The sequence below is a fragment of the uncultured Boseongicola sp. genome (assembly GCF_937988555.1).
GTDB lineage: Bacteria > Pseudomonadota > Alphaproteobacteria > Rhodobacterales > Rhodobacteraceae > Boseongicola.
Genome location: NZ_CALJXO010000356.1, coordinates 17,398 through 31,822, shown reverse-complemented (window position 1 = coordinate 31,822; position 14,425 = coordinate 17,398). Strand labels below are relative to the sequence as shown.

Genomic DNA, 14,425 nt, shown 5'->3' with positions numbered 1-14,425 from the left:
CATCAAGGATCGCCGGCCCGTCACCGTAACCAGCGGTAATGCCGTCAACTTCAAGAAGTTCTGTCACGCTGGCTCCTCCACTTCGCCGCCAAGATATGCTTCAAGAACCTGCGGGTCCTCGCGCACAACTTCAGGGGTGCCATCAGCAATCACGCAACCTTGGGCCATCACAACAACCCGGTGTGACAGGCGCATGATCAGCTCCATGTTGTGTTCGACGATCAGCACCGTCAGACCCTGTTCGTTCAGCTCTCGGATGTGGCCAATGATTTCTTCCAACAGGGTCGGATTCACGCCGCCAGCGGGCTCATCAAGCAGGATGATCTTTGGATCGCTCATCAAAAGCGCTGCGAGGTCCATCAGTTTCTTCTGACCGAAACTCAGGTTCGATCCGTCTTCATTTGCAATTCTTGTGATGCCAAGAAAGTCGAGAATGCCGAGTGCCTTGTCGATTTCGGCCGCGCTCATCGCGGGCTTCAACATGTCGCGCCAGCCTGAGATCTTGGATTGGCAGATCACGTTTTCAAGCACTGTCATATCGGCCAAATTCCGCGAGATTTGAAATGTCCGTGACAACCCGCGCGCGGTGATCTTGTGCGGGCGCAGGCCATCGATGCGCTCACCATCCAGCCAAACTTCGCCTTTGGTCGGGATCATCGTTCGACTGATGCAGTTAAATGCAGTTGTCTTACCCGCGCCGTTAGGACCGATCAGTGCTGTAATTTTTCCGGTTTCCACTTTAAATGAGCAGTCGTCGACGGCTCGAATGCCGCCGAAATATTTGCACAGGCCCTTGACCTCAAGCATTTCGCATTTCCAAATTTTTTGGAGGTGTTGCGGGGTCCGGGCACACGCGGCCCGGTCCCCGCCAGTGCTTAGAAACCGTCTTTGGGATATGTCACCTCAGAGACTTCAGGAAACTCGTCCGTCGGATAGACAAACTGCAGTTCGCCACCGTTCCACTGCGCAATAAGGAACGGTTTATCAACTGGCAGGCCTATATCGTTCCACGAGAAGCGACCCAGAACTGTCCGGACCGGATCCTCTGGCGTCCGCGCCTCAAGCCATGCGCCCATGGCAGCATTATCGGCTGCACCGGCTCCGATAATCGCTTGTTCGATGCCCTGACAAACGGCAAATGGAATGGCCGAGTCCTCGTCTGGCGGCGTGCCGAATTCAGCGGTAAAGGCGTCGACAAAGTCTTGGTTAGAGAACTCCTTGCCCGACAGCATACCCATATAGGGGGCGGCCGGATGCCACGATGTGTGCATCAAGATGCTATCGGACGATTCGCCGGTACCCTCGTAGAATTCGGCCTGGGTTCCCTGACTGTAGTAAACCAGCTTAGGTTCCGCCCGCACTGTCGCAAACGCGCGCGTAATTTGCACAGCTTCTTCGGCAGAGGCTGACAAAACGACGATCAGTTCAGCACCGGACCTTTTGATCGAATTGGCAAGGTTCAGCCAGTCGTTGAAGCCTTCTTCCGGCCATTTCTCGGTGTAGACAACTTCGATCCCGGCTTCCGACAGATAGCCGGGCGCAAGATCAGCGACCACACTACCATCCGCAGGGTCGATCACTTGCGTTCCAAGAAAGCCTGTCTCGACTGCATTGGCAAAGAAGTCGTCAGCCGCGACGACGGCGGCCGTTTTTGGGCGTTCGCCTTCCGGGATCAGATCCTCGATTAGTCCTTGCAGAGAACGACCCACATACTCGGCCGCATCTGGCTGGAAGTAGAACAGGTTCTTATGACCTTGGGTATAAATGCGTAGCGCACCACCCGCAGGCACCGGATGCACAAAGCCGTTTTTGGCAAGAATGTTTGCGACCGGAAATGTCAGGCGCGACGAGAACGTGCCAAAGACAGCATCAACCCCATCTACGTTGATGAACCGCTCGTATTGGTTGATCGCGGTGGCTGGATCAGATCGGTTATCTGAAATGATCAGATCAACCTGCTCGCCTAGAATGCCTCCGTTGTCGTTGATCATTTTGACGCAGAGGTTATAGCCCTGCTGGTGTTTTTCTCCGGCAATCGAGAAGTTGCCGGTCAAGGGCAAGGACGCCCCAATTTTGATGTCTGCCACTGCAGCCGTAGACAGAAGCGATGCAACAGCTGTTGTTGCAATCAATTCACTGAGTTTCATTTTCTCACTCCCTATTTTCATCTTCACTCTGGCGGTGCGTGAACCGCCCCTATGGTTGATCGAGGTTCCCTCGTCGACAGAAGTGCGGGCCAATTCGCCCGCGCCTTATTCTGCTGCTTGCGGCACCTCTAATCCGGTCGGATAGGGAGAATTCTCGCTTTCCAGCTTAAGGCCTGACGCAAGTGCGACGGTCTCAAGAATGGCTGAGAAATCTTTCTGAAGATAAGCCTCGGCATCATCTTGAAGCGTTGCTGCACCGAAATGAGCCTGCAGCGCCTCTCGTGTTGCTGCCGTCACCGGCATCGGCACACCAAGGCTACGTCCTGCTCCCAGACCGAGGTCCATGTCCTTGCGCAATAGCTCGGGCGTAAAGGTTGTGGTCCAGTCGAGGTTGACCAGTGCGTTGGTCTTGTAGCGAGTAAATATCGAGCCCATCACCGAATTATTCATGAAGTCCAGGAAGGCACGACGCGGCACGCCAGCCTTCTCTGCCAACACCGTAATTTCCACGAGATTTTGGGTTACGACACCCAAAAACACGTTATGTGCAATCTTGCAGAACCGGGCCAATTCGCCCTCGCCTACATAAGACACACCGTTGCCGGCTATAGCGTCGATAATGCCTTCGACTTGATCATAAGCAGCACGCGGGCCAGAGGCGACCGCGCTTAGCTTGCCCGCCTTTACGCATTTGCCGTTGCCGCTGACAGGCGATGCCACCAAGTGAGCGCCGCGCTCAGCCAACCGCGCGCGCAGGTCCGCCGATTGCTCTACAGCAATCGAGGAACAATCAAGGAAAATGCCAGGTGTTTCGCTGCCTGACAGCACACCGTTTTCGCCGAAATAGACCTGTTCAACATCTTTGCCCGTGGACACCATCGTCACCAGCACATCACACGAGGCCAGATCGCGCGGGCTATCGACGAGTGTTGCACCCTTTTCCGCGAGCGGCTCTGCTTTGGAGCGGGTCCGGTTCCACACGTGAACGTCATATCCGGCTTTTACCAGCCGTTCGGCCATTGGATATCCCATCCGGCCCATGCCGACCCAGCCAATTTTCAGTTTGCTCATTCTCGCTCCTACCATAAATTTCTGTGCCCATACCCTGTCTGGGACATGCTGCTACGGCACCTGAACATGGACCCGGGATAGGCGCACCGTTGATGGCGTCAGCCACGCTCATGCCCCATCTACCTTAAGAGTGCAGCACGACCACCGACTATGCGCAATCGTTTGCATGATGCTAGGACAGCAACGTCAGCTCCGTCAAGATCTTTCCGCAAACGATTGCACAAATCTATAAGGTTGCCCTGTTGCTGCTTTGAATTTAGAGCATTTGATATGATCAAAAGTGTCACACTAAAGGACATCGCCCGCGAAACTGGTGTTCACACCTCAACGGTATCGCGCGCCCTTGACCCGGAAGCGAAAAAAGCTCTGACCGACGAAGTGGTCGATCGCGTGCGCAATGCCGCCCAGCGGATGGGCTATCGACGCAATCGGCTTGCCTCCGGACTGCGCACCAGTCGCACGATGACCGTGGGGCTGTTAATTCCAGATATCACGAACACGTTGTTTCCACCCATCGTCCGCGGTGTCGAAAGCATTTTGGAATCTGCGGGCTATGCCTCAATTATTGTCAACACGGACAACGATATAGATCGCGAGAGCAAGCTCGTCGAAGTTCTGCTCGAGCGCGGGGTGGACGGCATCATCGACGCAGCAGCCCACCGCTCTGACCCTCGCATCGTCGAGGTCGCTCAGGAGAACGTGCCCGTCGTGACGGTCAACCGGTTGATTGAAGGCGCAACGGTTCCAAGTGTCGTGAACGACGATGCAGAAGGCATTCGCATGCTTCTCGATCATCTTTACGCGGCAAGCCATCACAACATAGCGCATATCGCCGGTCCCAAGGCCTTATCAACAGGGGTTGCGCGGCGGCTTGCTTTTGAACAGACGACGAAAAAAATGGGCCTCCAGATTCCTAAACAGGCAATCGTTCACGCGACCCGTTTTGACGAGGATGCGGGCTGGCTGTGCGCCGGAACCCTTTTACAGTCGAACTGGAAATTTACAGCTATTCTGTGTGCCAATGACCGTCTAGCGATCGGCGCTATCGACTATCTTGAAAAACACGGGATGAATTGTCCCAAGGACATCTCTGTCACAGGGTTTAACGACCTGCCCTTCCTGGACCGAATTTCGCCCGGTCTGACAACAATTCGGGTCGAGCAATTTGAGGTTGGTCGGTTGAGTGCGGAACTTCTGGTCAAAATGATGAAAGACCCAACTGCTGAGGTTCCGCCAACAACTGTACTTCCGGTTCAATTGATCGAACGCGCGAGCGTCGCCGCACCGAAGACTTAGTCCTTCAGATACCCGTCCAACCAGCCGATGGTCCGGTCAATCGCCGCAATCTGGACGTCGTTAAGCTCGTACTCTCCGTCGCTGCCACGGATTGGAAATATATAGCCATGCAAGTCGTGGTCGACACTGAACCATTCAACTTCTTTGCCTGCCTCTAAAAGAAGATCATAGGTGGTGCGGAAGATGCCTTGCAAATGATCGTCGTCGCGGCCAGTGACCATAATGGGCGTATCGATCCCGCTGATCCGCGCTTGTGCGAGGTCCATATCGATGCGGCGGCGGACCTTGTCGGTCTCGGTCATCTGCATGTTCTCGATGTTGCGCATCTGCGTCGCTTCATCGACAAAGGCTGTCTCATCGACAGTTAGTGCTAGGTATTCATGCGATGCAGGTTCGCTGGCAACAGCAGCCCTAACACCATGATATTCCGAGGTGATCTTTAGCACCATCTCACCACCATGGCTCATCCCAATCAAGCCTACCCGGTCGGCATCCACAAAGGAAAGCGTCTTGACGAAGTCGATGATCGCGATCTCGTCTTCGTATTCCAAGGGCGATCGATTGAACATTTCCCGGCCCTGCCGGATATCGCGCACCAGCCCACCGCCATCGTTATATCCCAACTCGACTTCGGTGCGGTAACGCAGCCAAGCGCAGGCGTAGCCGGCGTCCACCAACCGGTCCATGATATAGCCTTTGGTGCGCACGGCATCGCGAATCCAAGGCATCCCCTCGCCCCCATTGCCAGAGGCCAGAAGCACAATCGGGAACGGCCCTTCCCCATCAGGTTTGCGCAGGCCAATGGGCGCATAAAGCCCGTCCCATGTCGGCACATACATCAGGTGCACCGTCGCTCCATCGACAACTTCGGTCAGGCTGACATTTTCAGGGTCAATCATATGCTAGCCTCGCTTCACGTCGTTAGGGTCCAGAATACAGGCGGCAGCGCGCCCATTGTCGCGGTCCGTCAGGTTGATTTCTGCTACCTCTTGGAAACGCACCCGAACAGATTTTTCTGAGACCTCGAGCGCCTCTGTAGCCTCACGCATCGGTGCAGGCACAAGATCGGATTGCAACCCATCTGCCAGCCGCTGAGCCGAGGTCTCATCTTCAAAGGTCAAGGTGGCATCAAAGGCGCTCTTGCGCTCCACGCCGGAAAGCTTGTCAAACATCTCTTCGCTCGAATCCAACCAACGGACCACGTCGTCAACCTCCCAACCGCAAACCGGTGTCGCCTGTGAGCACCGGGTGTGGAAACGGCAACCTTGCGGCGGTCGGGCGGGGTCGGGCACCAAGCCTTCAAGCGATTGCATCGCGGTGTCTTCGCCTTCGATCAGGTCCGGTTTGGCCGCCATCAAGGCTTGGGTATAGGGGTGATACGGCTGGCGGAAGAGGTCGGTCGTCTCGCCAGTCTCAACCACTTTGCCCAGATACATGGTCACGATCCGGTCAGCCATGTGTCGTACAACGGAAAGATCATGCGTGACAAAGAGATAGGCAAGGTTCCGTTCGACCTGTAGATCGTGCAGGAGGTTCAAGATCTGCGCCTGAACCGACACATCAAGCGCACTTGTTGGTTCGTCCAGCACGATAAGATCAGGATCAAGCGCCAGTGCCCGTGCGATGGAGATCCGCTGTCGTTGCCCACCAGAGAACTGGTGCGGGTAACGATAGAGGTGCTGCCGGTCGAGCCCGACCTGCTCTAGCAGGGCCACAACGCGTTCAACCAGTTCATCGCCCGACGCCTCTTTATAAACCTTGAGCGGACGCCCCACGAGATCGATGACCAGATGACGCGGGTTAAGCGAGGAATAAGAATCCTGAAACACCATCTGGCAATTACGCCGGAAGTTTTTGAACGCCGCACCTTCAAGCTGGTCGATGCGATGCCCAGCACCCCAGTTGACCGATTGCCTCGCCTCAAGTTCCGCGCGTTGGGTTTCAGAGATGTCGTAGTAAACTGCGCCATCGGTGGGCGCTCTCAATCCGCTGACGACCTGACCCAAAGTAGTCTTGCCGCAGCCGCTTTCACCGACAAGCCCCAGTGTTTCGCCGCGACGAATGTCAAAACTGACGCCGTCCACCGCACGCACCTGGCCCACGACCTTTTGCAAGGCACCTTCCCGAATAGGGAAGTGCTTTTTGATATTGCGCACCGACAGCAGGATGTCGGCGTTGGTTCCGGGTTTGGCTTGGGGCATCTGATCTGCAGCACTCATGATGTTTTGGTGTCAAAGCTGGGCCGCACGCCTTCTGGCGGCGGGTGATGAATAAAGCAGGAAACTGCGTGATTGGGCGCAACATTCTGAAGCGCGGGATCAAAGGTCCCGCACGCCTCAGTTTCAAAGAGGCACCTTCCGGTGAACCGACAGGATGGTTTTGGGTCGACGAGCTCGGGCACCGATCCTTTGATCGCGGCCAGCTCACCCCGTTTGCTTGCAGCGGTCGGAACCGCCGCCAAAAGACCGCGCGTATAGGGATGTCGCGGATCATTGAAAATCTGTTCAGTCGTTCCAATCTCTGCGATCCGGCCCGCATACATAACGGCCACCCGGTCGCAGATGCGCCGGACAAGCGACAGGTCGTGACTGATGTAAAGGACACTGGTCTTGTGCCGTTCCTTCAACTCGCTGATCAGCTCTAGAATGCGCGCCTGCACTGTCACATCCAGCGCCGTTGTCGGCTCGTCAGCGATCAAAAGGTCCGGGTTACACGCCAGCGCTTGCGCGATCATCACCCGCTGACGCATTCCGCCCGACAACTCGTGCGGATACCGCCCCATCAGTTTGCGCGGGTTGGCGATTTGCGTCTCCGTCAACGCGTCCGCCACCATGTCATCAAGCGCCAGTTCCAGCTTATTGCGCTGTGATCGCAACGGCGGCAACGCCAGCAACAGCCCTTCTATGCCTCGCTCCATTTGCGAGGCTTTGCGGCGCAGGATATTGGCCTGCCAGCCACCTGCGTCCGTCGCGATCCCGGCCGCGCCTAGCAACTCTTCACTGCGGTGCTGCAAGAAGACCTCGCCCACTTGTTCGCGGATCGTCAGTGATGGATTAAGCGCCTTGCCCGGGTCCTGAAAGATCATTGCGATCCGATCACCCCGAATGCGCCGCATCTTTTCGGACCCCAGCTTCAGAAGATCAATCTGTTGCGCGCCATTGCTGCCACAGGCGTCGCAGCCCGTGCCGCTGCAGGCTTCGCAGTCAACCGAAGTGCGTCCGGTGCCTGTACAACTGGCACAGCCCTTCCCACCACACTCTTCGCAGATACCTTGCGGATAAAAGGTGATTGATCCGCCCGCCTGAATACCCGGCGGCATTGGAAGCAGTTGCAGGAAAGACCGACCGGTGACGCTCTTGCCGCAGCCGGTTTCGCCGACCAGTCCCAATGTCTCTCCATCGCGGATGTCGAAGCTGACGCCGTCCACGGAATGGACAATCCCGCGCTTGGAATTGAAGTAGACTTTTAGGTCATCGACGCGGGCAATGGCGTTGGCGCTGTTTGCCGCCAGGGATGGTTGATTTTCGTCGAACATCAGCGGCCTTCTGTTCTGGGATCAAGCGCATCGCGCAAGCCATCGCCAACTAGATTAAAGGCAAGCGCCCAGAGAAATATCATGAGACCCGGGAACGTTGAAGCCCACCACCGGCCTGACGCGATCCCAGCCTGACCTTCGGACACCAATACTCCCCATTCGGCGATGCCAGCCTCTGACAGACCGATAAATGATAGGGTTGCCCCAATCAGAACCACATTGCCCATATCGAGCGTCGCTTGAACCATCACGGGCGTAAAGGAATTTGGCAGAATGTCCCGGAAGTAGATGTTGATCTTGCTGTCGCCTATCACGCGGGCGGCGTCTATATACTCATTCTGTTTCACCTGAATGATCTGTGCCCGCATGATGCGCGCGTATTTCACCCAAATCACCATTGAAAGCGCAATGATGATGTTGCTGAATGATGGCCCCAGCATGGCAGCAATGGCAAGGGCAAAGATCAGTTCTGGGATCGACAGAAACACATCGACGATCCGCATCAGAACCTCATCAACCCAGCCGCCAAGGAAGCCTGCAATACTGCCGACGATGGTGCCGATAATCACAGTCGCACTGACCACAATCAACGAAAGCTGCAGCGATGTTCGGCTGCCCCAGACGACACCGTAGAAAACGTCGCCGCCCTCGTTTGTGGTGCCCAGAATATGCCCCGGCGTTCCCGGCGGCTTGCGCACAGCGCCCCAGTCGCGCGGCATCTGGTAGGCATCAGGGATATTTGGCTCTGCAATAAATGGCGCAAAGATCGCCATCCCCAGCAGCATTCCAATGATAGCAAGGCCCAGCACCGTGGTCGGGTTCGACAGGATGTTGGCAGCAAGCTCGCGCATGCGCAGAACCCGCACCTGCCAGACTGAGGTCGTCGGCCCCCGAAATGGGCTTTTGGGCAAACGGGTCTGAGAGATATCCGCCATTCTCAGCCTCCCAGAACGACACGGCGGTCAAGATGTGCATAGATGACATCCACCACCAAATTGACCATCAGGAATAGAACGCTGGTAAACAGCACATAGGTCATAATCGTCGCCTGATCACCGCGCAGCACGGAATCTGCCATCCAACGGCCCAGCCCCGGCCATCTAAAGATGATCTCGGCGGTAATTGTCCCTTGCAACAGGAACCCAAAGGTCAGACCGATGACCGTCACTGTGGGGATTAGCGCGTTGCGCCGCGCATGGCGCCGCAGAACCAGCCGTTCTGGCAAGCCCTTGGCGCGCGCGGCGTCGACATAATCCTGCTGCAACTCCTCGACCAGCGATGATCGCATCATCCGCGCGATGATCGCAGTGGCGCCATAGCCCAGCGTCAACGCGGGCAGTGCCAGATGCCACAAAGCGTCACCGAACGCTTTGAGGTTTCCAGCCAGCAGAGCATCAACGGTGTAAAGGCCTGTCGGGTGGGCAATACTCGCCCAAATCGTGGCATCACTGCGCCCAATCGGCGCCCAGCCTAGATTGGCCCAGAAGATGATAAGGAGAAGAATTCCCAGCCAGAAAAGCGGCAGACTGGCCCCGCTTACGGCGACAATCCGGGTGATGTGGTCGGGCCATCGATTGCGCCTTGCACCAGCAAAAGTGCCCAGCCAGATCCCTAATGAAACCGCAACGAATCCAGCGGAAAATGCCAGTTCCATAGTGGCAGCAAGTTTGTTGGGAAAAACTTCGGTGACAGGGGCAGCGGCGACACCGGACCAGCCCAGATCACCCTGCAACACGCCCTTGGCCCAAGCGTAGTATTGAACCGGCAGCGGCTTATCGAGACCGTAGCGCGCTTCGATCTGCTGAACTTCGGCGGGGGACATTTCATGCGACAGATAAATGCCAACCGGCGATCCTGAGATACGGGTCAACGAAAATACGACAATCGAAACGCCAATGATCAGGATCGGCAGGACAATGAGGCGTCGGATAATATAGTCCCGTAGCTGCATTCACGGTCTCCGTAAAAATAGTCGATTATTGTTTGGTGGGATAACGAAGCCTGCGCACCCGTTCAGGCGCGCAGGCTTTTGTTCAAGGGCTACGACCTATTTGTCGAACAATGCGAACTTGAAGCCCGGACGTGGCCAAAGCGGCTGCATGGTGAAGCCTTGGACCCAATCACGATGGGCCGCGACGACACCTTCCTGCGCACCGATCAGCCACATCGGTTCATCATAAAGAACCTTGCTGATTTCAGCGTACATCTCTGCCCGCTTTATAACATCCAGCTCGACCGCAGCAGCGTCGATCATTGCGCCGATTGCATCTGGGTCAGCATAGCCATTGGCAAAACCATGGACCTGTCCCCAGTCGCCATCAGGATGTACATAAGCCTGAAGATAGGCGTTCGGATCAGCTGCCGGATCGGCGTTCTTAGCCCACATCGCATATTCTAGCGGGTCTTGGGCATGGGCATCGTCAAACACCGATTCCGCAACCGCCAGCACGTTCACCCGAAACTTAGGGTTCAGGCCTTCCAGCGAGTCCTTCATTACAAGGCACATCAGCGCGAAAAGGTTGCCCTCCTCGGTGATCACCGAGATCGTAAAGCCGTCATCCCAGTACCCTGCAGCGCGAAACAGTTCCTCAGCCTTGGCCTTGTCCTGCTTGTTGTAGGTTGGCGAAGCCTCGTCATAGCCAAAGATGCCAATCGGGATGTAGTGCGGATTGAAATCGCCATAACCCGCCAAAGGACCGTTCAGAAACGCATCATAGTCGAATGCATGGTTGAATGCCTGACGTACTCGCGCATCGTGAAAGAAATCGACCGGGATTGTGTCTTCAGCCGGCAAGGCGCCCTCGGGGATGTTGAGGTTCATGCCGATGTGAAGCGGCTCAAGCAGCAGACCCTCCTGATAGATCGTCACACCATCCACACCTTCAAGATCCGCGATGAAGGACGGGTCGGTTTCAATCGTATCAAATTCGCCCGCGCGCAGACCAAGAACACGCACGTCGGGATCGCCGCCGATCTCGATCCTTACGTCTAGCGAAGCATTATCGCCCCAGTAGTCATCAAAGACCTCAAGCTGAAGGTTCTCGTTACGGTTCCAAACCGAAAACTTGTAAGGTCCGGTTCCAACTGCATTGCCGGACATAAATGTGTTCGGCACGCCCGCCTCAACGCCACCATTGGCCTCAACCGCGTCTTGACTGACGATAGAGGCGACCATTGCAATCACGACCGAGTTCAGAAAGCTCGCGCTCGCTTCGTTCAGGGTCGCCTGAAACGTGAAGTCATCCACAACCGCAGTTGCCGCAATGTAATCGGACAGGATACCGGCATTGCCCTCTGGCAAATCCATCTCCATCGCCCGATCCCAGGAATATTTGACATCATCGGCTGTCAAGGCGGTGCCGTCATGGAAGACAACGCCTTCGCGCAGCTTGAACGTATAAGTCAGCCCATCAGCAGAGATCAGCCCGTTGTCTACGGTAGGCACTTCCAGAGCCAGCGATGGGATAAGCTCGGGCGAATCCGGCCCGATATCCAGCAACCGATCGTAAACCTGAAGGATGACAGTTTCGCCGCCCTCGCCCGGTTCGACCTGTGCAGGATCCAGAGATGTCGGTTCGTCGTCTGCTGCGTGAACCAGCAAGCCCGGATTATTTACCTCTTGGGCAAATGCCGGCTGAAACGCGGTCAGCGTCAAAACTGCCCCCACGCACAGGCTGCTGATGATTGGTCGAGATAAGTATCTGTTCATATTTTTTCTCCCCCCTGATTGACCGGGAATTTCCCGTCCTCGCATGCTGTCAACAAAATGCTATTCACTTGAATGGCATTCTATGCAATCGATTGCTTAAATACGTTACACAGCATTGGATCACCTGTCTACACCGCTGCAGTTTCTTTGATCCCCCGGCAAAAAGGCTCTAAAACATGAGTAAATCAACGAATTCTCTTGGATTTGCGCCCAGCGAAGACCCGTTCATCGTCGCAAAAGGCGGATTTTATCGGCGCTGGCTATCAATGATCTCTGATCTTGATGAACTTCGCGAAATCGTCTCAAGACTCACTTCCACGACCGAAGAGCATTGGGTTCCTATCTGGCGCGAGGCCGGGCAAAAGCACGAATCCAAAGGAGACTCGCTGACGGAGAACGGCGATACCGCCAATGCCCGTGAGGCCTATCTTCTGGCCAAGACTTTTTACGCAATTGGGCGGTTTCCCGGCGAAGTCTCCCCGGTGAAAGCGGGCATCAGTGCCGATTGCGCCCGCGCCTATCGCAAGGCCAGCGCCCATCTCGACCCTCCGATGGAAGTTATAGACATAGACTGCGACGGCCAAAGTTTTCGCGCCCATTTTCGCGCACCCAAGGGGCAGAAGAACAGCCCCGCCGTCCTGATCATGTGTGGCTCTGACGTGTTCAAGGAAGACCGTGGCTGGGCCGCCGAGTATGCGCTTGAAAACGGACTGGCGTCGCTGGTTATGGATGCGCCGGGAACGGGTGAAAACCCTTTTCCGTGGGAACCAGAGTCAGTTAAAGCTTGGATCGCCGCCATCGACACGCTTGCTGCACGGCCTGAAGTTGACGCCGATCGCGTCGGTGCCTTCGGTATCAGCAGGGGAGGCTATTCCGTGATGCAACTTGCAGGCACCGCGCCTGAAAAAATCCACGCCGTTGTTGCCGTCGCAGGCCACCCTTTCGGCTATCGCATGACCGACGCCGAGATGGATGCCTTTATCGCGGCGCGCAATCGCCGATCGACCTTCGTCTTTGGTCCTGCAGGTGGTCCTCCATCCTTTCCGACATGGTCGATCGAAACCGAGAATAATATCCACGGTCGGTGGGCGCTATCGTCCTTGGGGATCGTCAACGACATCACGATGCCGCTTTTGATGATCAACGGAAAAGAGGATCATCTCGCCCCCATCGGCAACATTTATTACATGCTGGAACACGGTCCCGTCACGGGTCGCGAGGCGCGCGTCTATCCAAACGCCGGACACTGCGCCTTTGAACACTACAAAGAATGGGCTCCGGCCTCGTTCATCTGGTTGTCTGAAAAACTTGGCCGCTAGACGACGGTCAGTTCCAGCGGCCAGTCGTCAACACATTCCTTACCGTCTTCAGTGACGATAAAGGTGTGCCCAACAAACATGCCCATGCGTCCGTCAGCGGAAATCGGGTTCGGTTCAGGCATCAATACCATACCAGGCTTAAACGTCTCCTCGAAGGGTTTTGACGCGGTGCGTTCGACAAACACATGCGGGCCATCGGACACAAAATCGATCCCATGCATGACAATCGGTCGCGATTGCACACCCTTCTCGCGGAAAATGCCAGCAGCCTGCCGCATGTCTGCCAGTGGCCGCCCCGGGGAGATCGTATCGATAATCTTCAAATAGCCGGGCTTTGCGATCTCATCCCAAAATTGCTGAACTGGATCAGATGGCGCGCCGAGGCAAATCGGTTGTCCGATCTGTGCACTATACCCGCGATACCCTGCTGCCAGCTCCATGATGATCATATCCCCGGAACTTAGCTCACGCTGCGACGGGCGAGGATTGCCAAAGACCATTGCCGGGGCGGCCATCGGCGTTGACCCAATGATCAGGAAATCAATATCACCGCCACCTTCAAGGATTGCGGATCCGGCCGCCGCGCGTAAGTCAGCCTCTGTCGCACCGGGTTTGGCACGCTCGGCAATCGCCTGCATCGCATTCGTACAGAGCGTTCCGGCATGGCGGACACAATCCAGCTCCTCTTCGCTGTGGATCGACAAAAGCGCGTGCATCAGCCCTTGGGTAAAGACAATCTCGGCCTCCGGTAGCGCCTCTTTCAGGGCCGCGTATTGATTGACCGGCATGTAATCCTTGTGACGGCTGTCGATTTCCAACAACCCGATCCGTCCCTTGTCATAACCCAGTTCGGCAATCCGTTCGGACATGACGACGCCGTAGAGCCCGCCACGGCTGGACCGCACATCCGAAATTGCCACCGAGACCTCGCGCCGGACTGCTTCAATATGGGTGCCGCCCATCCCATAGATCAGTGTCGGCTCACCATCTCGTGGAAAGACAACATAGGCCGCCAAGGAATGCCATTCCCAATGGCCCGAAAGCCAAAGCATCCCGCCGCCGAAGCTCCAGTGGCTCGGACCACCAGGGCAGATCACCACGTCAAGGTCCTGCTCTTGCATCTTGGCCTTGAGGGCTGCAAAGCGCCGCAAATACTCGCCTCGAGAAAACTGAGGGTAGACCGCATCCCGGTAATAGGGTGTGTCCCGCATCGTGTTGAAGACCTGCCCTTGATCAAGCGACCCGCTGATCTTTTCCCAATGTGTTGATGTATACTGATCCGAATTGGCCATCATATCCTCCGATGCGCAAAACCGTCTGAAATCAGTTGTGCAATCGTTCGCATTGG

11 protein-coding genes and 1 pseudogene are annotated in these 14,425 nt (G+C 56.1%); 2 read left to right on the top strand and 10 right to left on the bottom strand.

Annotation, left to right across the window (positions count from 1 at the left end; translation table 11 throughout):
• Window positions 1-63 precede the first annotated feature (63 nt).
• The 3 genes and pseudogenes from Q1B15_RS20910 to Q1B15_RS23575 form a co-directional block, all read right to left on the bottom strand.
• A complete protein-coding gene (locus tag Q1B15_RS20910) occupies window positions 64-807 on the bottom strand; it encodes an ABC transporter ATP-binding protein (RefSeq protein WP_299757604.1) in 744 nt (247 codons plus the stop codon).
• Between the two features lie 68 nt (window positions 808-875).
• Window positions 876-2,147: an amino acid ABC transporter substrate-binding protein gene (locus Q1B15_RS20905; protein ID WP_299757602.1), complete on the bottom strand. Its 1,272-nt coding sequence runs from the start codon at window positions 2,145-2,147 to the stop codon at window positions 876-878.
• A 105-nt stretch (window positions 2,148-2,252) separates the two neighbouring features.
• Window positions 2,253-3,245 (bottom strand): annotated as a pseudogene (locus Q1B15_RS23575) (NAD(P)-dependent oxidoreductase); the annotation flags it as partial.
• A gap of 243 nt (window positions 3,246-3,488) precedes the next feature.
• Between Q1B15_RS23575 and Q1B15_RS20890 the strand changes: the two are divergent.
• Window positions 3,489-4,514 carry a LacI family DNA-binding transcriptional regulator gene (locus Q1B15_RS20890; protein ID WP_299757599.1) on the top strand — a complete coding sequence of 342 codons (1,026 nt, stop codon included), beginning with the start codon at window positions 3,489-3,491 and terminating at the stop codon, window positions 4,512-4,514.
• Here Q1B15_RS20890 and Q1B15_RS20885 read toward each other — a convergent pair.
• The 6 genes from Q1B15_RS20885 to Q1B15_RS20860 all read right to left on the bottom strand — a co-directional run bounded on the left by Q1B15_RS20885 (window position 4,511) and on the right by Q1B15_RS20860 (window position 11,758).
• Window positions 4,511-5,413 (bottom strand): acyl-CoA thioester hydrolase/BAAT C-terminal domain-containing protein, encoded by a 903-nt coding sequence (locus Q1B15_RS20885; protein WP_299757597.1) that lies wholly within the window; start codon window positions 5,411-5,413, stop codon window positions 4,511-4,513. The genes Q1B15_RS20890 and Q1B15_RS20885 overlap by 4 nt on opposite strands.
• 3 nt (window positions 5,414-5,416) lie before the next feature.
• Entirely contained in the window at window positions 5,417-6,733 is a 1,317-nt protein-coding gene (locus tag Q1B15_RS20880; protein ID WP_299757594.1) for an ABC transporter ATP-binding protein, read from the bottom strand.
• Window positions 6,730-8,049 carry an oligopeptide/dipeptide ABC transporter ATP-binding protein gene (locus Q1B15_RS20875; RefSeq protein WP_299757591.1) on the bottom strand — a complete coding sequence of 440 codons (1,320 nt, stop codon included), beginning with the start codon at window positions 8,047-8,049 and terminating at the stop codon, window positions 6,730-6,732. The genes Q1B15_RS20880 and Q1B15_RS20875 overlap by 4 nt, the downstream gene beginning before the upstream one ends.
• Window positions 8,049-8,984, bottom strand: coding sequence for an ABC transporter permease (locus Q1B15_RS20870; RefSeq protein ID WP_299757589.1), 936 nt, complete (start codon window positions 8,982-8,984; stop codon window positions 8,049-8,051). Before Q1B15_RS20870 ends, Q1B15_RS20875 begins: the two co-directional genes overlap by 1 nt.
• Before the next feature lie 2 nt (window positions 8,985-8,986).
• Window positions 8,987-10,000 carry an ABC transporter permease gene (locus Q1B15_RS20865; RefSeq protein ID WP_299757587.1) on the bottom strand — a complete coding sequence of 338 codons (1,014 nt, stop codon included), beginning with the start codon at window positions 9,998-10,000 and terminating at the stop codon, window positions 8,987-8,989.
• Between the two features lie 96 nt (window positions 10,001-10,096).
• Window positions 10,097-11,758, bottom strand: coding sequence for an ABC transporter substrate-binding protein (locus Q1B15_RS20860; protein ID WP_299757585.1), 1,662 nt, complete (start codon window positions 11,756-11,758; stop codon window positions 10,097-10,099).
• Between the two features lie 176 nt (window positions 11,759-11,934).
• On the opposite strand from Q1B15_RS20860, the gene Q1B15_RS20855 reads away from it, so the two are divergent.
• The gene (locus Q1B15_RS20855) at window positions 11,935-13,077 is read left to right on the top strand and encodes an alpha/beta fold hydrolase (protein ID WP_299757582.1); all 1,143 of its coding nucleotides are present in this window, start codon (window positions 11,935-11,937) and stop codon (window positions 13,075-13,077) included.
• On the opposite strand, the gene Q1B15_RS20850 is transcribed toward Q1B15_RS20855, so the two are convergent.
• A complete protein-coding gene (locus Q1B15_RS20850; RefSeq protein ID WP_299757580.1) occupies window positions 13,074-14,369 on the bottom strand; it encodes a M24 family metallopeptidase in 1,296 nt (431 codons plus the stop codon). The two genes, Q1B15_RS20855 and Q1B15_RS20850, sit on opposite strands and share 4 nt — an antisense overlap.
• Between the last annotated feature and the right edge of the window lie 56 nt (window positions 14,370-14,425).